Source organism: Novosphingobium piscinae (assembly GCF_014230355.1).
Classification (GTDB): Bacteria; Pseudomonadota; Alphaproteobacteria; order Sphingomonadales; family Sphingomonadaceae; genus Novosphingobium; species Novosphingobium piscinae.
Genome location: NZ_JACLAX010000004.1, coordinates 92,426 through 115,243, shown reverse-complemented (window position 1 = coordinate 115,243; position 22,818 = coordinate 92,426). Strand labels below are relative to the sequence as shown.

The window sequence follows — 22,818 nt, the reverse complement described above, 5'->3', positions numbered from 1 at the left end:
TAACGAGAGGTTTGGGGGGATGAGCCTGCCGCGTATCGCGATCGATGCGATGGGCGGGGACGTGGGCGTGCGCGTGATGATCGAGGGCGCCGCGCTGGCGCGTCGCCGTCACGAACGCTTCCAGTTCCTGCTGGTGGGCGACGAGGCGCGGATCGTTGCGGCTCTGGAAAACCACCCAAACCTGCGCGCCGCTTCCGAGGTGCTGCACGCGCCGGACGTGATCAGCGGCGAGGACAAGCCCAGCCAGGCGCTGCGCCGGGCAAAGACCACCTCGATGGGCATGGCGGTCGATGCCGTGAAGCAGGGCGCCGCCGGCGCCGCGGTCAGCGCCGGAAACACCGGGGCGCTGATGGCGATCAGCAAGCTGGCGCTGCGGACCCTGCCGGGCATTGACCGGCCGGCGCTGGCCGCCCTGCTGCCCACGCTGGGCGCCAACGATCTGGTGATGCTCGATCTCGGCGCGAACACAGAGTGCGATGCCCGCAACCTGGTGCAGTTCGCGATCATGGGCGCGGCCTATTCGCGCATCGTCACCGGGCTGGAGGCGCCGCGCGTGCGCCTGCTCAACATCGGCACCGAGGAAATCAAGGGCACCGACGCATTGCGCGTCGCCGCCAACGAGCTCAAGGCCGCCTCGGCCGAGCTGGCGATGTCGTTCGAGAACTTCATCGAGGCCGACAAGATCAACCGCGGCGAGGTCGACGTCGTCGTGACCGACGGGTTCTCGGGCAACATCGCGCTCAAGGCGGTGGAGGGGACCGCGCGGTTCGTCGCCGATCTGCTGCGGCGCTCGTTCGCCAGTTCGCTGCGCTCGAAGATCGGTTTCCTGATTTCGCGGCCGGCGACCGAGCTGCTCAAGCACCATCTCGACCCCAACAATCACAACGGCGCGGTTTTCCTGGGCCTCAACGGCGTGGTGGTGAAGAGCCACGGCAGCGCCAATGCGCTGGGCGTGGCCAATGCGGTGGCCGTGGCGGCGCGCCTGCTGGAGGAAAACCTGACCCAGCGTATCGCCACCGACCTGACCCGGGTCGGTGCCGACAACCTGCGTCCCACTGGCCGGACCGCCGCCAAGAGCCGGGCGGCCGAATGATGGTGCAGCGCGCGGTTCTGATCGGCACGGGCTCGGCCTTGCCGGCGCGGCGGGTGACCAATGCCGAGCTGGCCGAGCGGGTTGATACCACCGACGAGTGGATCGTCGAGCGCACCGGGATCCGGCAGCGCTACATCGCCGCCGAGGGCGAAACCACCTCGACCCTCGCCATCGCCGCGGCCCGCGCCGCGCTGGCCGCGGCCGGGGTGGAAGGGCCGTCGATCGACCTGATCGTGCTGGCCACGGCCACGCCCGACCAGACCTTCCCGGCCACGGCCACGATCGTGCAGGATGCACTCGGTGCCAACGGGGGCATGGCCTTTGATGTCGCCGCGGTCTGCTCGGGTTTCCTCTATGCGCTCGGCGTGGCGGATTCGATGCTCCGCTCGGGCATGGCGCGGCGCGCGCTGGTGATCGGCGCTGAAACCTTCTCGCGCATCCTCGACTGGGAGGACCGGACCACCTGCGTCCTGTTCGGCGATGGCGCCGGCGCGATCGTGCTGGAAGCGCGTGAGAGTGATGCGGCGGATGCGCCGGGCGTCCTGGCGACGCGGCTCCATGCTGATGGTGCCCACAACCAGTTGCTCTACGTTGACGGTGGCGTTTCCACCACCGGAACGGTCGGCAAGCTGCGGATGAAGGGCAAGGAGGTGTTCAAGCACGCGGTCACCAACCTGTCCGAGGTGCTGCGCGAGGTCCTGGCCGACACCGGGGTCAGCGCCGAGCAGCTCGACTGGGTCGTGCCGCACCAGGCCAACCAGCGCATTCTGGACGGCACGGCGAAGAAACTGGGCCTGCCCCCCGAAAAGGTGGTGGTGACGGTCGATCGCCACGCCAACACCTCGGCCGCATCGGTCCCGCTCGCGCTCGACACGGCGGTACGCGACGGGCGTATCCAGCCCGGTCAGCTGGTCATGCTCGAGGCGATGGGCGGCGGGTTCACCTGGGGCGCCAGCCTGATCCGGATCTAGCCGCGGGGGCGGCCCCAGCTCGGCGGCAACGTCCCGCCACGGCACGGACCAGCCCGACCGATTGCCTTTGTCGGCGCAGCTTGTAAGACTTTGCACGGGAATCAGGGTCTCTGCATGCACGCGGGAGTGGGAACAGACATGCGTTCCGTCAGTACGCTTACCCGGGCCGACCTGGCCGAGGCGATCAATCGCCGGCTTGGCTTCTCCCGGTCCGAATCGCTTGACCTGGTCGAATCGATCCTGCGTCAAATGTGCGACGCCCTCGCCGAGGGCGAGAACGTGAAGATCTCCGGCTTCGGTACCTTCCTCCTGCGCGACAAGGCCGAGCGGGTCGGGCGCAATCCCAAGACCGGGATCGAGGTACCGATCACGCCGCGCCGCGTCGTCACGTTCCGCGCCAGCCAGATGCTCAAGGACCAGATCGCCGCGGCCTGAGGCCGGGGCGAAGGGACCCGCCGGTGACCGCGGCTGCCTCGCCTCCGCCGCTCACCCCTCCGGTCTGGGGGGACGGCAAAGCGCCGGCGGCGCTGCGCACGATCGGTGAGGTCGCGCAGGCGCTTGGCATCCGCCAGCACGTCCTGCGCTACTGGGAAGACCAGTTCCCCCTGCTCAGCCCGCTCAAGCGCAGCGGCGGCCGGCGTTACTACCGCCCCGAGGATGTCGCGCTGGTCCAGCGGATCGACCAGCTGGTTCACCGCGAGGGCTATACCCTGCGCGGCGCGCGCGGCGTGCTGGAGGGAGAGCGGGGCCAGGCCCCTTCGGCGTTGGGCGCGTCGGCCCCGACTGCCGCGCTGCCCGCCGCGCTGCCGGACCCCGCTGGCACACCGGGCGACCTGCGCGCCGAGCTTGCCAGGTTGCGTGCCCGGCTGGCCGCTGCGCTGGAGGCGTAGGCCGTCTTCAGCGCTGGATAAGGGCGCTGTTGCAGCGGCAGAGCTGCTGCCGCCGGCGCCGCAGCCTCCGCGCGGCCACGCCGGTCAGAAGCCGTCGTCGTCGTGCGACGGGCCCAGCGCCGGATCGAGATCACGCGGGCGGATCAGGTGGACCAGCTTGCCGCAGCCATCGTCCAGATCGGCCCAGCGGTCGATCGCCAGCTCGAGCACGGCATAGGTCGCGGTGGGGAACTTCTCCTCCACCAGGGCGCGCAGCGGGCAAGTTCCGTCGTCGGGGACCAGGTCGAAGATCAGATCCTCCAGCCCGGGGTTGTGCCCGACCAGCAGCGCGCTGGCATTGGCGTCCGGCAGCTCGCGCAGCACGTCGGCGAGGTTGTGCGAGCTGGCGAGGTAGAGCCGGCGGTCCCATTCGACCGGCACGCTCTGCCCGGCGGCCTGCGCTGCCAGTTCGATCGTCTCGGCCGCGCGAACCGCGGGTGACGAGAGGACGCGCTGCCAGCGTACCCCGTGTCCGGCGATATGGCGGCCCATCACCGCGGCGCCCTTGCGCCCGCGGGCGTTGAGCGGCCGGTCGAAATCGCGCGCGCGGGCATCGTGCCAGTCGGACTTGGCATGGCGGAACAGGCCGAGAAGTTTCATTGCGCGCTCGCAGGTCCGTGGTCTGGTCGGGTCAGGCCCCGTCGGGGAGGGCCGGGGATTCGGCCTGTCCCGCAGGAACACGCCCGGCCACCCGTTGTAAAGCCTCGGCCAGCGTCACCCGGTGGACCGGGGTGCCGACCGGGAAGGCCCCCAGCAGCCGGCTGGGGAAGGCCGCCGAGAGCACGACGAAGTGGCCGTGATCGTCCTTGCTGCGGATCAGCCGGCCGAAGGCCTGGGCCAGGCGGGCCCGGATGATCCGGTCGTCATGGGCGGCCCCGCCACCGGCTGCGCGGCGTGCGCGGTGGAGGATCGAGGGCTTGGGCCAGGGTACCTGCTCCATCACCACCAGCCTCAGCGAATGGCCCGGCACGTCGACCCCGTCGCGCAGCGCATCGGTGCCGAGCAGGCTGGCGCGGGGATCGTCGCGGAAGATGTCGACGAGGGTGCCGGTATCGATCGGGTCGACGTGCTGGGCAAACAGCGGCAGCCCGCCGCGGGCCAGCCGGTCGGCGATGCGGCCGTAGACTGCGCGCAGTCGCTTGATCGCGGTGAACAACCCCAGCGCCCCGCCGCCCGACGCCTCGATCAGCCGGCCATAGGCGGCGGCGAGGGCGGACAGGTCGCCGCGTGGCACGTCGGTGACGATCAACACCTCGGCCTGGGCAGCATAGTCGAACGGGCTGTCGGCAGCCGACAGGCGCGGTGCGGATTCGAGGTAACCCGCACCCGAGCGGGCGATCGCCCCGGCCCAGTCGCCGCCGTCCTGGCCTCCGTCGCGCAGCGTCGCACTGGTCAGCATCACCCCGTGCGCCGGCTCCAGCACGGTGCGGGCGAAGGGCTTCATCGGATCAAGATAGCGCCGGTGCAGCCCGATGTCGTATTCGCGCGCCTCGGCCCGGTCGACCGCGAGCCAGTCGACGAATTCCGGATCGGTCGGCCCGCCGAGCCGCTCGAGCATCGCCTCCCAGGCCCCGATCAGGTCGACCCGCCAGGCCAGCGACTGGCGGGCGCCCTCGATCCGCGCGCGGCCCGGCCCATCGAGCCAGTCGGGCGGATCGGCCAGCACGGCCTCCAGCCTCAGCCCCAGCCGCAGCAGCGGCCGGCGCAGCGCGGCCAGCGCGGTCTGGGCGGCGGCGGCCAGCTCGATGAACGGGCCGGGGAGCTGCGCCGCCTCGGTTTCAAGCCCATAGCCGGCCTCCTGCCCGCCGCTCTCGTCGCGGGCATAGACCACCGCGTGGACCCCGCCGAGCAGCTCCTCGAGCGGGCCGGACGGCGCGCCCTCGGCGAGCCGCTGCAGCCAGCCGTCGCCGGGTAGGGCCTCGGCCGCCTCGCGCGCGGCGGTGATCGCGGCGGCGCCCTCCTCGTCATAGCTGGCGATGTCGGCCAGCCGCGCCGACAGCCCGCGCCGCCGCCCCTTGGCGCCGCGCTCGGGCCCGATCACCCAGCGCCGCAGCTCGATCGCCTCGCTGCCGGTGAGCGCGGCGGCGAAGGTCGAATCGGCCGCCTCGAACACGTGGTGGCCTTCGTCGAACACGATCCGGGTCGGGCGCTGGGCGTGGTCGCGCCCTCGCGCGGCGTTGACCATCACCAGCGCATGGTTGGCGATGACCAGATCGGCCTGGGCGCTGGCCCGCGCCGCGCGTTCGATGAAGCATTTCCGGTAGTGCGGGCAGCCGGCATAGACACATTCGCCGCGCCGGTCGGTCAGCGAGGTGATCGCGCGCTGGCGGAACAGGGTGCCAAGCCAGCCGGGCAGGTCGCCGCCGATCATGTCGCCGTCCTGCGAATAGGCCGCCCAGCGCGCCACCAGCTGCGCGAGGATCGCCGCGCGCCCGCCGAAGCCGCCCTGCAGCGCGTCTTCGAGGTTGAGCAGGCACAGGTAGTTCTCGCGGCCCTTGCGCACCACCACCGGGAGCGAGCCGTCGCCGCGCCGGGCCGGCCAGGCGCGGCGGCTCTCGTGGCGCAACTGGCGTTGCAGCGCCTTGGTATAGGTCGAGACCCAGACCGTGCCGCCGCTCTGCTCGGCCCACAGCGAGGCCGGGGCGAGATAGCCAAGCGTCTTGCCCGTGCCGGTCCCGGCCTGGGCCAGCAGCAGGTGCGGCAGGCCTTCGCGCGGGCGCGGCGCGAAGGTGTGGGCCGCCTCGATCGCATAGGCCCGCTGCGCCGGGCGCGGTTCGGCCTGGGCCCCGGTCAGCGCCGCGAGCCGGGCCGCCACGGCCTCGGGTTCGAGCGCCACCTGGCGCGGCTGCGGCCGTTCGGGGGTCTCGTCCCATTCGGGCAGGCGGGCGAACAGCCAGCGCTCGGCCCGCGCCGGCTTGCGCACGTGTTGCAGCAGCAGCCCGGCCCAGGGCCAGCGCATCTTCTGCAGCGCCTGGAGCTGGGTCCAGGCGCCCTCGCGCTCGGCCCAGTCCTCGCCCGCGCAGGTGGACAGCAGCGCGCCCGCGGCCTGCTGCAGCAGCGCGGGCACGTCCTCGTCGCCCAGCGGCGGATCGAGCGCCAGCACTGCGGCCAGCCCCTTGGGGGTGGGCACCACGAAGCGCGCCGGATGGACGAAGGCGAACAGCTCGAGCAGGTCGAGCCCGGAGAGGTCGGGATAGCCCAGCCGGCTTGCCACCAGCGGCGCGTTGAGCAGCAGCAGCGGGGTGTCGGCGGCGGCGGTGATCGCCTCGCCCTTGCCGACCCCCCTGGTCTCCATCGCGGGGGTGCGCTCCGCGTCGCGCAGCCAGCATCCGCCATGGCTGGCATGGAGGGCAGGGAGGTCAAGCGCGGCCATGGTCGGGACATGGCGAGCGCGGAACGAAAAGTAAACATGGCCAGCGGGGTTTTCGTCCGGCGGTGGCGTCCGACCTTCCGCCGTCTTGCACCAGAACACCGGAGAGGACAGCCGATATCAGCGGCAGGCACCGGAGCCGGGGCAGGGGACAACCCGCCCCATCACCCGCCACGCGGCTTGTCCGCGCGCCGCGCGCGGCATAGCCTGTGCCACATGACTGACATCCCCAAGGTCTGGCTCACCGCTGACCAGCTGCTGGCCGATTCCTTCCGGCTCGGCCAGCAGGTGCTCGCCGCCGGCTTCGTGCCGACACACATCGTCGGGATCTGGCGGGGCGGGGCGCCGGTGGGCATCGCGGTCCAGGAGCTGCTGGAGTATCGCGGGGTGGCCTGCGATCACATCGCGATCCGCACGGCCTCCTATACCGGGATCGACCGCCAGGATGCGGCGGTGCGGGTCTATGCGCTGGGCTATCTGGTCGACAGGCTGGGCGCCGATGACCGGCTGCTGATCGTCGACGACGTGTTCGATTCCGGACGCTCGGTTGCGGCCGTGCTGCGCGAGCTGGCGGCGCGCTGCCGTGCGAACATGCCGGCCGAGGTGCGCATCGCCACCGTCTACTGGAAGCCGGCGCGTAATCGCACGGCGCTGAAGCCGGACTTCTATCTGCACCAGACCGATGACTGGCTGGTCTTCCCGCACGAGCTGTGCGGGCTGAGCGAGGAGGAGATCCGGCGCCACAAGCCGCAGGCCGGCGTGATCCTGGGGGAGGCCTGAACCAGGCCCCCGCAGCAGGGTCATTGGTAGGTGACGGTGACCGTATAGCTGCCGGTATAGGCGCCGGCGGCCTGGCCCGCCGCGACGGTCAGCGTCCCGCCGACCCGCAGCGCGAAAGAGCCTGCCGCGCTGAGCGTGCCGGTGGCCGGCACCGAGAGCGCAAGAGCCATCGTCGCCGGGGTCGGCCCGCTGGTGCGGACAGTGTTGCCCGTCGAAGTGGCGATGGTGAAGGTGCGCGAACCGCTGCCCAGGACCGTGAAGGCATCGGCCGTCACGGTGCCGCCGGTGACCAGCCCGACATCGCCGGTGACCGAGGCGGTGCCGGCCTGGCTGACCGAGACGGTGCCGCCGGTGCCCGCGGTGAAGGCGCCGAAGTTGATCGCCGCGCCCGGGGCATGAATGATCTGCAAAGGGGCGATCACGGTGGCATTGGCCGTGCCGGTGGCCGTGGCAGTGTTGCCGGTGGCGGCAAGGGCCGGGCTGGCCAGCAGCAGGAGCCCGAGCGGAGCGATGCCGAGCCGGAGAAAGGTGGACATGGTTTCGATCCCGTTGTCGTTGCCTGTGCCCGGAGCCGGAGGCCGGCTGCGGTGCAGGCTGCCGACCTAAGGAAAAAGGGTTAACGTCAGGCTAAGGACGATACCGTAGCGGGAAAGTGCGTATTAGGCCGGGTCACGTCTCGACGTCCCGTCCGCTCCCGATTGACGGCAACGGGCCATGCCCCATCATCGTCCCGACATTCCTGCGCCTTGGCCCTGGGTCTGGCACCAGCTGGATCCCGGGTCAGGCCCGTTCCCCGCGCCGTGTCCTACTCCCGCCACGGGGGCTATACCGGGCAGATGCGCTGCACCGCCGCCCTGCCAGTCCATCCGCCCGCCCGGCCCGGTGCGAGTGGTGCCTGCGCGGTTGACATGGTCCTCCTTGGACCCTGTCAACCGTGTCAACCTGGCAAGGTTCACGCTCACTTTCCTGAACGAACCGCAGTCCCTGCTTGCGCCCCGGCGCGCCATCCGCAAAAGGCCGCTGCATGACCGACGCCGTATCGCCCTCGCCCGAACTGCCCGCTGATCTGCTCGCCGCCGCCCAGGTGTCCAAGGCCTGGCCGTTCGAGGAGGCGCGCAAGCTGCTCAAGCGCTATCCACAAGGGAAAGTGGGGGCGCCGGTGCTGTTCGAAACCGGCTATGGTCCTTCGGGCCTGCCGCATATCGGCACCTTCCAGGAGGTGCTGCGCACCACGCTGGTGCGCCGCGCGTACGAAGTCCTCACCGGTGGCGCCCCGACGCGCCTGGTCGCGTTCTCGGACGATATGGACGGGCTGCGCAAGGTGCCCGACAACGTGCCCAACCCGGGCCTGCTCGCCGCGCACCTCGGCCATCCGCTCAGCCGCATTCCCGATCCGTTCGGCCGCTATGAGAGCTTCGCGCACCACAACAACGCCATGCTGCGCGAGTTCCTTGACCGGTTCGGCTTCGACTATGAATTCGTCTCGGCCTCGGACCGCTACAACTCGGGCGCCTTCGACCAGGCGCTGCGCGGCGTGTTGCGCCAGTACCAGGCGATCATGGACATCATGCTGCCCACCCTGCGCGAGGAGCGCCGCCAGACCTATTCGCCGGTCCTGCCGATCTCGGCGAAGACCGGCCAGGTGCTGCAGGTGCCGGTGACCGTGGTCGATGCCGAGGCCGGGATCGTGCGCTTCCACGATTGCGGCGAGGAGGTCGAGCAGTCGATTCTCGGCGGCCGGGCCAAGCTGCAGTGGAAGGTCGACTGGGCGATGCGCTGGGTCGCGCTGGGCGTCGATTACGAAATGTGCGGCAAGGACCTGACCGACAGCGTCACCCAGTCGGGCAAGATCGCCCGGGTGCTCGGCGGGCAGCGGCCCGAGGGCCTGATCTACGAGCTGTTCCTCGACGAGAAGGGTGAGAAGATCTCGAAGTCGAAGGGCAACGGGCTGACCATCGAGCAGTGGCTCACCTATGGCAGCGAGGAAAGCCTGGGCTTCTACCTGTTCCGCGAGCCCAAGAGCGCCAAGCAGCTCCACGTCGGGATCATCCCCCGCGCAGTCGACGAATACTGGCAGTTCCGCGAGAAGATCCCGGCCCAGCCGGTCGAACAGCAGCTCGGCAACCCGGTGTGGCACCTGCTGCGGGCCAATGGGGCGCCAGAAGGCGAGGGCGATGCGCTGCCGGTGACCTATGGCCTGCTGCTCAACCTGGTGGGCGTGCTGGGTGCCGGGGCAACGCGTCAGCAGGTCTGGTCCTACCTCGGCAACTATGTCGCGGACGCCGATCCGGCGGCACACCCCGCGCTGGACGCGCTGGTTGGCAAGGCGCTGGCCTATAATCGCGACTTCATCGCGCCCACGCTGCAGCGGCGCAAGCCCGATGCCGGCGAGGCGGCCGCGCTGGCCGCGCTGGACGAGGAGCTGGCGGCGATGGACGAGGGGGCGACGGCGGAGGAGCTGCAGAACCTGGTCTATGAGATCGGCAAGGACCCGCACTTCGGGTTCGAGCAGCTGCGCGACTGGTTCAAGGCGCTCTACGAGACGCTGCTCGGCTCCAGCCAGGGGCCGCGCATGGGCAGCTTCATCGCGCTCTATGGGGTGACCAATACCCGCAAGCTGATCGCCGAGGCGCTGGGGTGAGGCGTGTTCTGGCCGGGCTGGCGCTGATTGCCGCGCTGGCTGCGGGCGGGGAGGCGGTCGCCCGCTCGATCCTGTTCGTCGGCAACAGCTTCACCTACGGTTTCGGCACGCCGATCCGGCGCTTCCATCCCGAGCGGGTGGTCGATCTCAACCGCGAGGGGGTGGGCGGCGTCCCGGCGCTGTTCCGCACCTTTGCCGACCAGGCCGGCGGCGGCTGGGAGGTCAGCCTCGAGACCGCCGGCGGGCAGGATCTTGCCTTCCATCTCGAGCAGCGCGCGCCCCTGATCGAGCGGCCGTGGGACGTGGTCGTGCTGCAGGGTCATTCGGTGCTCGATCCGCTCCGGCCGGGCGATCCGGCGCGTCATGTCGCCGCGGCGCGGGGGCTGGCCGATCTGGTCGCCCGCGCCAATCCGCGGGTGCGGGTCTATCTCGTGTCCACCTGGCCGCGCGCCGATCTGGCGTGGCAGCCGGGCAGCCCGTGGTCGGGCAAGCCGCTCGCCGCCCTGCCCGAGACGGTGGATGCGGCCAACCGCCTGGCCGTCGCCGGGCGCCCCGCGATGGCTCCGCCGGTGCCGGTCGGACAGGCCTGGCTGCGCGCGATCGAGCAGGATCTGGCCGATCCCAACCCCTATGACGGGGTAGCCTATGGCCAGGTCAACCTGTGGACCTGGGACAGCTACCACGCCAGCACCGAGGGCTACTACCTCGAGGCGCTGGTCCTGTTCGGCGCGATCACCGGGATCGACCCGCGCAGCCTCGGCCCGGCCGAGCGGGCGGCGGACGAACTGGGAATGAACCCCGCGGTGACCGTGCGGTTGCAGCAGGCCGCGGCCTCGGCGCTGGGACTGCCGCCACCGCCTGGCGGGGTGCCGCTGCGCAAGGTTCCCGAGCCACCGCGGAAACCGGCCGGATAGGGCGTCCGGGCAGATCAGGACGGCCGGTTGCGCCCCACACCCGTCATCCCAGCGAAGGCTGGGATCTCTGGCCTTGCCGCGGAAGATGCCAGCCTGCGCTGGCATGACGGGATGGAGGGGAGGGCCTAAGTGGGCTCGGCGGGTTGCGCCGGATACCCGTCATCCCAGCGAAGGCTGGGATCTCTCGCCCCGCCGTGGACGATGCCAGCCTGCGCTGGCAGGGCGATGGCTATGGCTTTGGCCAGTCTCCGAGCGACAGCCCCGTCCACCCCAACAATCCACGTCCGCTCCCGGCGCGAGTCGCTCGCAGCCGCGCTCCCCAACATGGCGACGCGGCCGAGCTGCACCGGACAGCCGACCTGTCCTACCGCGCTGCGCTCAGGCATGCTGCTCCAAACCGTCCGGCCCGGCTCCGTGCCATTGCAAGGATCGTCATTTTGGAAGAGCCGGCGCGCCTGGTCCGCTGGGGGTCACCGTTGCGCGGCGATCCAGCGGTCAATCTTGGCCTCAAGCACCGACAGCGGCAGCGCGCCCGAGCCCAGCACCTGCTCATGGAAGGCACGGATGTCGAAGCGTTCGCCCAGCGCGGTGCGGGCCTTGTCGCGCAGCCGCAGGATGGTCAGCGCGCCGATCTTGTAGCCCAGCGCCTGACCGGGGATCGCGATGTAGCGTTCGACCTCGGCAGTGGCGTCGGTGCGTCCCATGCCCGAATTGGCCAGCATGTAGTCGATCGCCTGCTCGCGGCTCCAGCCCTTGGCATGCAGCCCGGTGTCGACCACCAGCCGCATCGCGCGCAGCATCTCGTCGTCCAACGTGCCCCAGTGTTGCATCGGGTCCTTGTAGAGGCCCATCGGATAGCCCAGCGTCTCGGCATAGAGCGCCCAGCCCTCGACATAGGCGTTGTTGCCGCCGAAGCGCTGGAAGTCGGGCAGGGTCGTATCCTCCTGCGCCAGGCTGATCTGGAAGTGGTGCCCCGGCGCGCCTTCGTGGAGGTAGAGCGTGGCGATTCCGGTCAGGAACCGGCTCGGCAGGTCATAGGCGTTGTAGAAGAAGGTGCCGGGGCGGCTGCCGTCGGCACTGCCCTGGTTGTAGCTGCCGCCCGCCTCGTACTTCTCGCGGTAGGCCGGATAGGGCTGGATCTCGAGCCGGGTACGGGGGACCCGGGCGAAGTATTGCGGGACCAGGGCATCGACCTGCCGGGCGACCCGGGCGAAGCCCTCGGCCAGTTCCTCGCGGCTGCGTGGATGGAACCGCGGATCGGTGCGGATCGTGTCGAAGAAGCTGCGCAGCGGACCGCTGAAGCCCAGCTCGCGCTGTACTCCGGCCATCTCCTGCTGGATCCGCGCCACCTCGGCAAGACCCAGCTGGTGGACCGCCTCGGGCTCGAGCGGAAGCGTTGTCTGGGCACGGATCAGCCGGCGATAAAGGTCGGCGCCGCCCTTCATCTGCCCAAGCCCCACCGCCTCGCGCGCCACGGGCAGGTACTCATCGGCGAGGAAGGCGCGCAGCCGGCGGTAGGCCGGATAGACCGTGGACTGGGCCATGGCGATGTAGGCTGCGCGCAGCGCCGCCCGCTCGCCCTCCGGCACCGTGGCAGGGAACTGCGCCACCGCCGAAGTGAAGGGCGATTGCTCGACCGGCTGGGCCAGCAGGGCGTCGATCTGGCTCAGCATGTTGCGCACGGTCAGGCGGGATTCGACCACCCCGCTCGCCATGCCCTCGCGGAAACGCAGGATCGCCTGGTCGAACACCTTGGCGATCGCGCCCTGCAGGGCCAGGTTGGCGCGGTAGTCGGCGGGGGTCTGGTATCTCAGCACCGCCCCGGCAGCCATCAGCGCGGGAAAGCCGGTGTGCAGCCCGTCGAAGTGGTTCATCGGCCGCACCGCCACGCGGGCCCGCACATCCGGCTGGAGCCACTCGAGCTGGTTGCGCCGGCTCCACGCAAAGGCATCGTAGGAGGTCTGCCGTTCGGGCGAGAGCGCGGCGCGGTCGATCCGGGCCAGCGCGGCGAGGCTCTGCTGGACCGAGGCGAGCTGGCGCCGCTCGAGCGTATCGGTGAAGATCAGGGCGAGCAGGCGGGGATCGACCGCCTCGCCGCGCAGCAGCTGCTCGAACGGCTCGAGTGCGCCCTCCCGGCGCGCGTCGTCGGCGAACAGGTCCATCAGCCGACGCTCGGCCGCGGCGCGGGCGGCTGCCGCGTCGACCGGGGGCCGGGTGGTTTGCGCTGGCGCGGCCCGCCCAGCCGTGCCCGTTCCGGTCAGGGCCAATCCTGTCGCGGCCAGCGCCAGCCCCGCGGCCGCGCCGCACCACTGCCGCTTGCTTGCCTTCAGCCCCATCGACGTGTCCGATACCATTTGGTGATGACGTATTTGACCCCCCGCACCACCGGATGCGCGGCATGCATCGTGTCCCAGTTGGGTGCGCCGTCAGGGGTGGCGTTGTTCCAGACCAGCAGTGCCCCCCGCTGCGGCGTGATGGACAGGCCGAGCCGGGTGAACTCGGTTACCCCGCCTTCCTCCACGGCGTTGAGGTAGGCCATGGCGGTCCAGCCCCGCTGCCCGCCGCGGCGTGCCTCCTGCGGCCAGTATTCCGCCAAAGTGGAGAACCAGTCGCAGTGTGCCTTGAACTCCTGCCCGGGGTGGTAGCGTTGGCCCTGGATCGCCTCGCCCCAGCTGGACTCCAGCCCGAGCAGGTCGTCGATTCGCCGCTCGATCATCCGGACGAAGGGATCGGCCGGGTCGACATCGCCCGAGTAGCTGGTGCGGGTCTCCGACTGGCGGGGCAGGTCGTAGACCATCGAAGGGCGGGCCGTGGCATCGACCAGGGCGATCATCCGGTCGCATTCGGCCGGATCGAGGAACTCGCCGAAGGCGAAGATCTCGGCGCGGTCGGTGGGCAGACGATAGGCCGCCGGATCGGCCGCCAGCCGTGCCCGCACCCGTTCGCCGCAGCGCACCAGCGCCGCCCGGTCGGCCAATGGCGCCGGCTTTTGGGGTCCGTCCTCGCTGCGGCTCTCGGCATACGACATGGTGGCCACCACGCTAGCCGACCCGGCGCACGGGGCAAGGCCCGCCCCGCAAAAAGGCGGGGGCCAGTCCCGGCCGGACCGGCCCCCGCGGCGCGATTACCAGAAGAAGTCGTAGATCACGTCGACCACTTGGCCGTCGTAGATGTTCACCATCAGCGCATCGTCGTAGTAGCGGATCCAGCGGTAGGGTCCGAAGGCCGGCGGCAGGCGGTACATCCACGGATCGTTGATCCAGTAGCGCGATCCGAAAAAGCCGTTGTCGATGATGATGCCGATCCCGAGGCGGCGGTAGGCATAGTTGCGGAATGGCGGGGTGTAGCGGCCGACCCGGTAGATCTCGCGGTGGCCATTGCGCCAGCTGCGCCAGTCGTAGCGGCGATCCTGCCGCCACTGGCGATCCCAGCCGCGCTCGCCGCGGCTCGACCAGCCTTCGCGGCGCGTGCTCCAGTCCGGCCGGTTGCTCCACCCGCGATCATTGTCCCAGCCGCGGTTGGGCGTGCCGTTCCAGTTGCGGTTGCGGTCGGAACGGGGCTGGTCGTCGCGCCCGTTCCAGCGCGGACCATCGCCCCGCCGACCGTCGCGGTCCTGACCGTTCCAGCCCTGACCGTTCCAGCCCTGACCGTTCCAGCCCTGACCGTTCCAACCCTGACCGTTCCAACCCTGCCGGTTGCCGCGTCGATCGTCATCGCGCTGCCGGTCACGATCCCGCCCGTCCCAATTCCGACCGTCCCAGTTCTGGCCGTTCCAGCGCTGGCCGTCCCAGCCCTGCTGGCGGGCTGCGTCGACCCGGCGAGCATCTGCGCCATAGGAGGGGTCGCGGCCGGGATCGACGTAGCCTGGGTTGCGGGGCGGCGGGGTGGCGACGCTGCCCATCCGCGGGCCGTTCCAGCCACGCTGCTGGCGCGCGCCCTCTGCGTCCATGCCACGCGGGGCTGCCGGGTTCCCCTGGCTCCGGTCGGGCGCGCCACCTCGATCCCAGCCGCGACCGCTCTCAGCCCGCAGTTCCGGACCGCGCTCCATCCGGTCCTGTGCCGTGGCCGCCGGGCCCGCGCCCAGCGCCGCCACTCCGGCCAGCAGGATGGCCAGCCCGTGCGACGATCTCCCGAAACCTGCGGCCATGGCCGTTCTCCCGTTCGTATGTCGCACCGTCTGCGACACCCGTGACGGTGGCTATCAGCGGTCCGCTGTCGCCAGTCTGAACTGGCTTGATAGCCTGCCGTTCAGGTTCGAGGCGATTTTTCTGACTGCGGAGCGGCCCGGTGCCGCTCCGCCCGGTCAGCGGGTCAGCTTCTTGTAGGCCAGCGCGGTCGGCCGGTCGGCGGCATCGCCGAGGCGGCGGCGCTTGTCCTCCTCGTAGGCGGCGAAGTTGCCTTCGAACCATTCGACGTGGCTGTTGCCCTCGAAGGCCAGGATATGGGTGGCGAGGCGATCGAGGAAGAAGCGATCATGGCTGATCACCACGGCGCAGCCCGCAAAGTTCTCGATCGCGTCCTCGAGCGCAGCGAGCGTCTCGACGTCGAGGTCGTTGGTCGGCTCGTCGAGCAGAAGCACGTTGCCACCGGCCTTGAGCATCTTGGCCATGTGCACGCGGTTGCGCTCACCGCCCGACAGTTTGCCGACGTTCTTCTGCTGGTCCGGACCCTTGAAGTTGAACGCCCCGACATAGGCGCGGGTCGACATGTCCTGCTTGTTGACCACCATGTAGTCGAGCCCGTCGGAGATCTCTTCCCAGACGTTGTTCTTGGGATTGAGCGCATCGCGGCTCTGATCGACATAGCCGAGGTGGACGGTCGAGCCGATCTCGATCGATCCGCTGTCAGGCTGCTCCTTGCCGGTGATGATCTTGAACAGAGTGGACTTGCCGGCGCCGTTCGGGCCGATCACGCCCACGATGCCGCCCGGCGGCAGGGTGAACGAGAGGTCCTCGAACAGCAGCTTGTCGCCATAGGCCTTCGAGATGTTCTTCACCTCGATCACCTTGCCGCCCAGCCGCTCGGGCACCTGGATGACGATCTGCGCCTTGCCCACCGGACGGTTGTCCTGAGCGTTCTGCAGCTCCTCGAACTTGCGGATGCGCGCCTTGGACTTGGTCTGGCGCGCGGCCGGGGTCTGGCGGATCCACTCGAGCTCGCGCTGGAGGGCCTTCTGCTTGCCGCTTTCCTCGCGGTCCTCCTGCTCGAGCCGCTTGGCCTTCTTCTCGAGATAGGTCGAATAGTTGCCTTCATAGGGGAAGTACTTCCCGCGATCGAGCTCGAGGATCCAGCCCACCACGTTGTCGAGGAAGTAGCGGTCGTGCGTGATCATCAGCACCGCGCCGGCATACTCCTTGAGGTGGTTCTCCAGCCACAGCACGCTTTCCGCGTCGAGGTGGTTGGTCGGCTCGTCGAGCAGCAGGATGTCCGGCTTCTGGATCAGCAGGCGGGTCAGCGCGATGCGGCGCTTCTCGCCGCCCGAGAGGTTCTCGACCGACCAGTCGCCCGGCGGGCAGCGCAGGGCCTCCATCGCGATCTCGAGCTGGTTGTCGAGCGTCCAGCCGTCAACCGCGTCGATCTTGCCCTGCAGGTCGCCCATTTCCTCCATCAGCGCGTCGAAATCGACGTCCTCCGGCGGGTCGGCCATGATGTTCGAGATCTCGTTGAAGCGGTCGACCAGATCGGCCGTTGCCCGCGCGCCGTCCTTGACGTTCTCGAGCACGGTCTTGCTCTTGTCGAGCTCGGGCTCCTGCGGGAGGTAGCCCACGGTGATGTTCTCGCCCGGCCAGGCCTCGCCAGTGAAATCGGTGTCGATCCCGCCCATGATCTTCATCAGGGTGGACTTGCCGGCGCCGTTGGGGCCGACGATGCCGATCTTGGCGCCCTGGTAGAACTGCAGGCTGATGTTGTTCAGCACCGGCTTGTTCGCACCGGGGAAGGTCTTGGTCATGCCCTTCATGACATAGGCGTACTGGGCGGCCATTGCGGGTCCTCTGGGGATTGGAAGCGAAACTCGGCCGTGCCTCTACAGGGCGGGCCAGCGGGCCGCAAGCGCGGCGGGGGCGCCGTGGCCGATCCGCGGCCGGATCATGGTGGGCGCTGACGGGCTCGAACCGCCGACCCTCTCGGTGTAAACGAGATGCTCTACCAACTGAGCTAAGCGCCCGCCCCCGGAAAGGTCGGTGGCCAGCGCCTATTGCCGAACGGCCGAGGCGTCAAGGCGGGCGCGGGCCCTGTGCGTCGGGTCTGGCTCTGCTATGCAGGGTCATGCCGCCCATTGACGACGCCCGCCGCCACGCTCCCGCCACCCTGCGCAACCGCGATCCGATCCTGGCGATCCTGAAGACGATCCTGCCGGAGCGCGGCACCGTGCTCGAGGTGGCGAGCGGGAGCGGCGAGCATATCGTCCATTTCGCGCGCCACCTGCCGCACCTGGCCTGGCAGCCGTCCGACCCCACAGCCGAGGCGCGCGCCTCGATCGCCGCCTGGCTGGCGGCCGAGCGTCTGGCCAATGTCGCGCCCCCGCTCGCGCTGGATGCGGCCGCGACCGACTGGCCGGTGGTGGACGTCGACGCGATGGTCTGCATCAACATGGTGCACATCAGCCCGTGGCCCGCGACGCTGGGCCTGTTCGCCGGGGCGGAGCGCCTGTTGCCGCCGGGGGCGCCGCTGTACCTCTACGGGCCGTACATCGTGACCGGACAGCCACTCGCGCCCAGCAACGCCGCATTCGACCGCGACCTGCGCGAGCGCGATCCCGCCTGGGGACTTCGCATGCTGGACGACGTGCTCGCCGCCGCCGCGCAGGCCGGCTTGGCGCTCGACCGGATCGACGAGATGCCGGCAAACAACCTCTCGGTCACCTTGCGGCGCAGGTTGTTCTAGCGACAGACAGCACAGATCCGGGCCGCGAGGCGTGATAGCGATGGGGTTCAGCGCGTCGGGTCTGGCCGCGCCAGCAATCGTCCGAAGATCCACCAGCTCCCCACGGCGTAGAGCGCAAGATTGATGATAGCGAAACTGGTCCAGAAGCGGACCGGTTCGAAGGCCGGGGCGATGCCGAAGCGGTCATTGACGAGGACCTGGCTCACCCCGGCCATCAGCAGCCCCAGCCAGCTGTAGGCCATCTGGACCTTGTGGGCCTTGAGGTCGGCCGGCTGGCGATCGCGCAGCCAGCGGCGCAGCGCCAGCATGCCGGTGCCGAGCGAATAGAGGCTGACCAGCGCGAGGACATGGAACGGTGACAGCGCCAGGGTGCGCTTGCTGCCCGGGACAAAGGTGGCGAGGGCCGCCAGGTTGCACACCAGCATGGCCGGAACGTAGATCCGGCCGGCGAGAGCGTGGCCCGGCGTCCCTTGCGGCGCGACCAGTTGATAGAATCCGAGGGGCAGGGCCAGCAGGGCGGCGGCAAGATGGGCCAGCAGCAACGGTGGCAGATTGGCAAGCATGGGGGCTCCTTTCGGTTGGCGATGACCGGTCGGTGACCCAGCCTGCCGGCTTGCCTCAAGGCCGCTTTCGCCTAAGCTCCCGTTGTCTTCGCCAACCCTGTCGCTGCCGGATTGACGCTTCGTGGAATCGACCCTGCGCCTCGACCCTGCTGCCGCGCCGCCGTTGCGGCCCCAGCTTGCCATCACCCTTTTCGCGATTCTGGCTGCGGTGCTCGCCGGGCCGTTCCGCACCCACGACCTGGCGCTGCCCAGCCGTCTGGTGTTCTGGCTTGTGCTGATCGGGTGGAACAGCGTCAAGTGGTGGCTGTGGTATGGCTGGACCGGAGCCCGGATCGGGAGCCGGCGCGGCGCCGTGCTGGTGGCGGTCTCGGGCGCGCTGCTACTCAACGCCACGCTGCCGCTCGAGATCGACCTGATGTATCGCGCGATCGGCCAGCCGAAGGCCATGCCCTGGGCCGGTCTCTATCTTTCGGCGCTGGTCATCGCGGCGGGAATCGCGGTGCTCGTCGCGCTGCTGTCACCGGTCCGGCCCGGCGCCGGCACCGGGGTGGTGGCGCCGAGCGGCCCTGGCCTGCTGGCGGCCAAGGCCGGCCTGCCCGATCTGCGCGGCCTGCTGGCCGTGACCGCCGAGGACCACTACCTGCGGCTGCACCTGGCCGATGGCAGCCGGCCGCTGGTGCTGTTCCGCTTCGGCGACGCGTTGGCCGAACTGGCCGCGCTCGACGGCTGCCAGGTGCATCGCGGCGCATGGATCGCGGATGGGGCGGTGGCGGAAGCCCGGCGTCAGGGCCGGCGCTGGATGCTCTGTCTGGCTGATGGCACGACCCTGCCGGTGAGCGAAAGCCACTTGGCGGCTGTCCGCGTCCGGGGCTGGCTGCCAACGCGCAGATGAGCAGGCAGGATGGCTTGCCGGGTGGCAGGCCTGGAGGCACTCCCGCCAGATGTCCTGAGTGAAGTTGGTCGGGGAGACAGGATTCGAACCTGCGACCCTCTGCTCCCAAAGCAGACGCGCTACCGGGCTGCGCCACTCCCCGACCTGGGGTGTCTGTCGGCGGCCTACCGGTGGTAGGCCCGGCAGGATTCGAACCCGCGACCAAGCCGTTATGAGCGGCCTGCTCTAACCGCTGAGCTACAGGCCCCCGGCCACGCCGTCGACTGACGAGGGGGCGGTAGCCGGGATGGGGGCGTTAGGCAAGCCGCGCCGCGGCCATGATCTCGGCCACGGTGGTGGGGGCGACACCGCGCCGGGCCAGCGCGGCGAAGACCGTGCGCCACCACTCGTAGAACGCCGCGAGGTCGGCTTCGGTCCGCACATAGGGGGTGTGGCCGGGTTGCAGCGAGGGGCTGTGGAACGAGAACACCAGCACCGGCACGCGCTCGGCCAGCGCGCAGTCGATCCCGCGCACCGCCTCGGCCGCGCTGACGCCCTCGGGGGTGAGCGGAATGCGCTCGAGCGCACAGAGCCGCGAGAGCACGCCGCGCAGTCGCGGAGCGCGCCACAACTTGGGATAGAGCACCGGTCCGAAGCGGCGCAGCGGGCCCCAGTAGACCGTGGTCAGCGGCAGTTCCATCAGTCCGCCGGGCGAGCCGATCCACCAGGGATGGACCGGCAGGTCGCGGAAGTTCTGGCCGCCGCCGGCGCTGTAGTCGAAGCGGGAGCGGGCCGAGGTGTCGACAGCGATGCCGTGGTCGCGCAGGATCGCCGTGGTGGCCGGGCCGACCCCGTAGCGACCAGCGCGGTAGATTCGCGGGGCCTGGCCGAAGTTGCGCTCGATCGCCTCGCGCAGGGCGGCGAACTTGGCCCGTTCGAGCGGCTCGGGCAGGTTGCCGGCAAAGCTGTTGTGCGCGGTCACCGTCTCGTCATGCGGCGGGTTGACCCAGGGGTGGAGTTGCACGCCCACCTCGGCGCGGCCGGCGCGGACCGGATCGCGCAGCACCTCGGCGGCGCGCGGATCGGTGGCGACCGGATAGTCGATCAGGTAGACCGGCGCGACCCCGGCCTCTTCGCAGAACCGCTGGAAGGTCCCGAGTTCGCCGACCGCGTCGAGCGTGTGGCCGGTGGCGGCAAAGGGCGCGGTCCAGTCGAACTCTTCCTCGGTATCGACCGTGACGAGGAAGCGCGGGGCAAAGTCGGCCGGCCACTGCACCAGCGCATCGGCGGCAGGTGGATCGGTGACGCGGCCAATCGACAAGTGGAAGTCCCCCCTGGCCCCCTAGCCGGTGCTGGAGACGCCTGACGCCGCAGGGTTAGGTAGCTCGCCGGGTCCGGTCAACCGCCCTGCGGTCGCCGCGGGCAGGGAAAGCACGGCATGACCGTCGCGGAACACCAGGCTGCCGCCGGCGCCGCGGGCCTCGGCCGCGGCAAGGCGCAGCGCGAAGCCGGTGCCGAACAGTCCGCCGGACACCGCCTGCGGCGCGGCGGGAGCGGGGCCCTCGAACGGATCGGGCAGGGCGGCGATCGCTTCGGGCAGGGCCAGGGTGAGCGTGAGCGTGCCGCCGCCTACCTGCAGGGCCAGGTCCAGCAGCTCGCCCGGGCGGGTCGCGCCGGCCAGGGTGGCGAGCAGGCGCCAGCCAAGCCGCTCGGCCTCGTCCGGTGCCAGCTCGACGAGAGCCGGTTGGTCCGTGCCGGTATAGACGAAGCCGCTGTGCCGTGGGGCGGTGAAGGGCTCTAGCTGGCGCATCAGCGCGGAGAGCACGGCAGCGAGATCGCTGGTGCCGGTTTCAGGGACCATGGCCGCGCTGTCGAGCCGGGCGAGCCGTTCGAGCTCGTCGAACCCGGCGAGCATCTGGGCCGCATCGGCCGCCACGCTGGCGGCAAGCGCGCGGTAGCCATGCGGCACCGGCCCGACCAGCTGCTGGTGGATCAGTTCGGCGAAACCCTGGATCGCGTTGACCGGGGTGCGCAGCTCGTGAAGGATCTGGCGCACCCGCACCGCCTCGGGATTGACCGCGTCGGACGGGGCGGCCGGTACCGGGCGTCGGGCCTTGCCGAGATAGCCGGTAAAGTGGCCGTCCCGGTCGAACTCGGGCGCGGCATCGAGCTGCCACGGTCCGGCCAGCGCCGGCGCCCCGCCCAGTTCGATCACCGCGCCGCGCACCGGCAAGCGCCGCCGGAACGCGCTGGCCAGCGCGCCGCCCGGCCGCTCGGCCAGCGGCAACAGCAGGCCGACCACCATCCCGGCCAGCGGGGCATCGGTCCAGCAGATCCGCCCGGCGCTGTCGCAGGCGAAGGCGAAGGCCTGGAGCCGCGGTTGTTCGGGCTCCTCGACCAGCGGCAGCAGTGGGGCATCATTGGCCGCCGGCCGGGCGCCCTCGCGGCTGCGCCGGAAAGCCTCGATGCGCCGGACGATGGCACCGATCCCGTCGCGCGCGCCCGGCGGCCCATCGGCCGGTTCGCCGGCAGGGGGCGCCGCGGGCTCGCCCCGTCCGCGCAGTGGCAGGACCTTTGCGCCGGTTCCGGCCGGAGCTGCGGCGGCATCGGGCGCGGGCAGGCCGGGGCCGCCGGCGCCAAGCTGGTCGAGCCGCTCCGCCAGGGCCGGGCCCAGATCCGGCCGCTGGCGCAGCAGACCCCGCATGCCCGGGGGAAGCGCAGGCAGGATGTCGAGCCACTGTTCCTCGCTGAGCCGCGCGTTGCGGACCGCGGCGGCGCCGACCCGGGGATGGTCGCAGGCGAGTTCGGCCACCAGCCGGGGGTTGCGCAGCCGTACCCCGGTCCGGTCCAGCGCGACAGCGCGATCCTCGGCCGACAGGCGCCGCCCCAGTTCCGCGAGGCGCAGCATGGCGGCATCGACGAGCGGTCCGCGACCGTCGGCGGGCAGGGTGCCGAGCAGATCGACCAGCTGGCGGAACTGCACGCGCGCCTGATTTTCGCCGGTGGCGCTGACGGCAAGCACCGTAGCGAGGCGATCGTCGACGTACATCGTGGCTCCTGGCTGGCGGCGGTCTGCAGCGCTCGGATCGCCCGCCGGTCGGACTTAGCACCTCGCCGGCAAACCGGAAGGCCCGCCGCACCCCGGTGTTCCAAAGCGGAGCGGTTTCCGTGGAAAACTCTCCGCCGCGCTAAAGTTTCCGCCTACAGGCCCATCGTTGCGCCCCGGCACAACAAAGTTGTTGCATGTGGCGCCCAAGCTGCCAAGAGGTTGCCGAGATGGCGCCTCGGGCACCATTAGATTGCGGACACGTGGAGTGGGAATGCCGAACCTGGACCAGATCGATCGGCGCTTGCTGGCCGAATTGCAGGACGATGGCAGGATGACGAACGTCGACCTGGCGCAGCGCGTCGGGCTGACCGCGCCGCCGTGCCTGCGGCGCGTCCGTGCACTTGAGGATTCCGGGGTGATCCGCGGCTACCATGCCGAGCTTGACGCCGCCAAGCTGGGTTACACCATCACCGTCTTCGCGCTGGTCTCGCTCAAGAGCCAGGCCGAGGAGGCGCTGCGCCAGTTCGAGGACCACATGAAGGGCCTGCCCGAGGTGCGCGAGTGTCACATGCTCAACGGCGAGATCGACTTCATCCTCAAGATCGTCAGCAAGGACCTGCAGAGCTTCCAGGAGTTCCTGACCAGCAAGCTGACCCCGGCTCCCAACGTGGCGAGCGTCAAGACCTCGCTGACGATCCGCACCGCGAAGCAGGTTCCCGGCGTCCCGATGGACGGCTGAGTCACCCAGTGCG

The 22,818-nt window shown here is 70.4% G+C and carries 20 protein-coding genes and 3 tRNA genes; 10 read left to right on the top strand and 13 right to left on the bottom strand.

Going from position 1 to position 22,818, the window contains the following annotated elements; genetic code table 11:
• Window positions 1–19: 19 nt before the first annotated feature.
• The 4 genes from plsX to H7F53_RS05770 all read left to right on the top strand — a co-directional run bounded on the left by plsX (window position 20) and on the right by H7F53_RS05770 (window position 2,954).
• The gene (gene plsX, locus H7F53_RS05785) at window positions 20–1,093 is read left to right on the top strand and encodes a phosphate acyltransferase PlsX (RefSeq protein ID WP_185678528.1); all 1,074 of its coding nucleotides are present in this window, start codon (window positions 20–22) and stop codon (window positions 1,091–1,093) included.
• Window positions 1,093–2,064 carry a beta-ketoacyl-ACP synthase III gene (locus H7F53_RS05780; protein ID WP_185678657.1) on the top strand — a complete coding sequence of 324 codons (972 nt, stop codon included), beginning with the start codon at window positions 1,093–1,095 and terminating at the stop codon, window positions 2,062–2,064. The genes plsX and H7F53_RS05780 overlap by 1 nt, the downstream gene beginning before the upstream one ends.
• Window positions 2,065–2,202: 138 nt before the next feature.
• Window positions 2,203–2,499, top strand: a complete 297-nt coding sequence (locus tag H7F53_RS05775) for an integration host factor subunit alpha (protein ID WP_185678527.1) — start codon at window positions 2,203–2,205, stop codon at window positions 2,497–2,499.
• A gap of 23 nt (window positions 2,500–2,522) precedes the next feature.
• The gene (locus H7F53_RS05770) at window positions 2,523–2,954 is read left to right on the top strand and encodes a MerR family transcriptional regulator (RefSeq protein ID WP_185678526.1); all 432 of its coding nucleotides are present in this window, start codon (window positions 2,523–2,525) and stop codon (window positions 2,952–2,954) included.
• A gap of 84 nt (window positions 2,955–3,038) precedes the next feature.
• On the opposite strand, the gene H7F53_RS05765 is transcribed toward H7F53_RS05770, so the two are convergent.
• A complete protein-coding gene (locus tag H7F53_RS05765; protein WP_185678525.1) occupies window positions 3,039–3,593 on the bottom strand; it encodes a SixA phosphatase family protein in 555 nt (184 codons plus the stop codon).
• Between the two features lie 31 nt (window positions 3,594–3,624).
• A complete protein-coding gene (locus H7F53_RS05760; RefSeq protein ID WP_185678524.1) occupies window positions 3,625–6,366 on the bottom strand; it encodes an ATP-dependent DNA helicase in 2,742 nt (913 codons plus the stop codon).
• Window positions 6,367–6,579: 213 nt separating this feature from the next.
• Between H7F53_RS05760 and H7F53_RS05755 the strand changes: the two genes are divergently transcribed.
• The gene (locus H7F53_RS05755) at window positions 6,580–7,143 is read left to right on the top strand and encodes a phosphoribosyltransferase (protein WP_185678523.1); all 564 of its coding nucleotides are present in this window, start codon (window positions 6,580–6,582) and stop codon (window positions 7,141–7,143) included.
• Window positions 7,144–7,163: 20 nt separating this feature from the next.
• Here H7F53_RS05755 and H7F53_RS05750 read toward each other — a convergent pair whose 3' ends face one another.
• Window positions 7,164–7,679 carry a DUF4402 domain-containing protein gene (locus H7F53_RS05750; RefSeq protein ID WP_185678522.1) on the bottom strand — a complete coding sequence of 172 codons (516 nt, stop codon included), beginning with the start codon at window positions 7,677–7,679 and terminating at the stop codon, window positions 7,164–7,166.
• A gap of 488 nt (window positions 7,680–8,167) precedes the next feature.
• Between H7F53_RS05750 and H7F53_RS05745 the strand changes: the two genes are divergently transcribed.
• Both H7F53_RS05745 and H7F53_RS05740 read left to right on the top strand, forming a co-directional pair.
• Window positions 8,168–9,784, top strand: coding sequence for a lysine--tRNA ligase (locus H7F53_RS05745; RefSeq protein WP_185678521.1), 1,617 nt, complete (start codon window positions 8,168–8,170; stop codon window positions 9,782–9,784).
• The gene (locus tag H7F53_RS05740; protein ID WP_185678520.1) at window positions 9,781–10,698 is read left to right on the top strand and encodes an SGNH/GDSL hydrolase family protein; all 918 of its coding nucleotides are present in this window, start codon (window positions 9,781–9,783) and stop codon (window positions 10,696–10,698) included. The genes H7F53_RS05745 and H7F53_RS05740 overlap by 4 nt, the downstream gene beginning before the upstream one ends.
• A 470-nt stretch (window positions 10,699–11,168) precedes the next feature.
• Here H7F53_RS05740 and H7F53_RS05735 read toward each other — a convergent pair whose 3' ends face one another.
• The 5 genes from H7F53_RS05735 to H7F53_RS05715 form a co-directional block, all read right to left on the bottom strand.
• Window positions 11,169–13,034, bottom strand: a complete 1,866-nt coding sequence (locus tag H7F53_RS05735; protein ID WP_185678519.1) for a DUF885 domain-containing protein — start codon at window positions 13,032–13,034, stop codon at window positions 11,169–11,171.
• The gene (locus tag H7F53_RS05730; protein ID WP_185678518.1) at window positions 13,025–13,726 is read right to left on the bottom strand and encodes a 2OG-Fe(II) oxygenase; all 702 of its coding nucleotides are present in this window, start codon (window positions 13,724–13,726) and stop codon (window positions 13,025–13,027) included. Before H7F53_RS05730 ends, H7F53_RS05735 begins: the two co-directional genes overlap by 10 nt.
• Window positions 13,727–13,822: 96 nt before the next feature.
• Complete coding sequence (locus H7F53_RS05725) at window positions 13,823–14,845, bottom strand: RcnB family protein (RefSeq protein ID WP_185678517.1); 1,023 nt, start codon at window positions 14,843–14,845, stop codon at window positions 13,823–13,825.
• A 156-nt stretch (window positions 14,846–15,001) separates the two neighbouring features.
• On the bottom strand, window positions 15,002–16,681 hold the full coding sequence (gene ettA / locus H7F53_RS05720; protein ID WP_185678516.1) for an energy-dependent translational throttle protein EttA: 1,680 nt from the start codon (window positions 16,679–16,681) through the stop codon (window positions 15,002–15,004).
• Window positions 16,682–16,788: 107 nt separating this feature from the next.
• Window positions 16,789–16,864 (bottom strand) — tRNA-Val (locus H7F53_RS05715).
• Window positions 16,865–16,965: 101 nt separating this feature from the next.
• Between H7F53_RS05715 and H7F53_RS05710 the strand changes: the two genes are divergently transcribed.
• Entirely contained in the window at window positions 16,966–17,583 is a 618-nt protein-coding gene (locus H7F53_RS05710) for a DUF938 domain-containing protein (protein ID WP_185678515.1), read from the top strand.
• Window positions 17,584–17,630: 47 nt separating this feature from the next.
• On the opposite strand, the gene H7F53_RS05705 is transcribed toward H7F53_RS05710, so the two are convergent.
• The gene (locus tag H7F53_RS05705) at window positions 17,631–18,146 is read right to left on the bottom strand and encodes a DUF2306 domain-containing protein (RefSeq protein WP_185678514.1); all 516 of its coding nucleotides are present in this window, start codon (window positions 18,144–18,146) and stop codon (window positions 17,631–17,633) included.
• 121 nt (window positions 18,147–18,267) lie between these two features.
• Here H7F53_RS05705 and H7F53_RS17900 point away from each other — a divergent pair, with 121 nt between their 5' ends.
• Window positions 18,268–19,038, top strand: a complete 771-nt coding sequence (locus tag H7F53_RS17900) for a LytTR family transcriptional regulator DNA-binding domain-containing protein (RefSeq protein WP_185678513.1) — start codon at window positions 18,268–18,270, stop codon at window positions 19,036–19,038.
• 65 nt (window positions 19,039–19,103) lie between these two features.
• On the opposite strand, the gene H7F53_RS05695 is transcribed toward H7F53_RS17900, so the two are convergent.
• The 4 genes from H7F53_RS05695 to H7F53_RS05680 form a co-directional block, all read right to left on the bottom strand.
• Window positions 19,104–19,180, bottom strand: a tRNA-Pro gene (locus H7F53_RS05695).
• Window positions 19,181–19,209: 29 nt separating this feature from the next.
• Window positions 19,210–19,285, bottom strand: a tRNA-Ile gene (locus H7F53_RS05690).
• Window positions 19,286–19,333: 48 nt separating this feature from the next.
• On the bottom strand, window positions 19,334–20,338 hold the full coding sequence (locus H7F53_RS05685) for a polysaccharide deacetylase family protein (protein ID WP_246438579.1): 1,005 nt from the start codon (window positions 20,336–20,338) through the stop codon (window positions 19,334–19,336).
• A 21-nt stretch (window positions 20,339–20,359) separates the two neighbouring features.
• A complete protein-coding gene (locus tag H7F53_RS05680) occupies window positions 20,360–22,066 on the bottom strand; it encodes a HAMP domain-containing histidine kinase (RefSeq protein ID WP_185678512.1) in 1,707 nt (568 codons plus the stop codon).
• Between the two features lie 271 nt (window positions 22,067–22,337).
• Here H7F53_RS05680 and H7F53_RS05675 point away from each other — a divergent pair, with 271 nt between their 5' ends.
• Window positions 22,338–22,805: an Lrp/AsnC family transcriptional regulator gene (locus H7F53_RS05675; protein ID WP_185678511.1), complete on the top strand. Its 468-nt coding sequence runs from the start codon at window positions 22,338–22,340 to the stop codon at window positions 22,803–22,805.
• Window positions 22,806–22,818 lie beyond the last annotated feature (13 nt).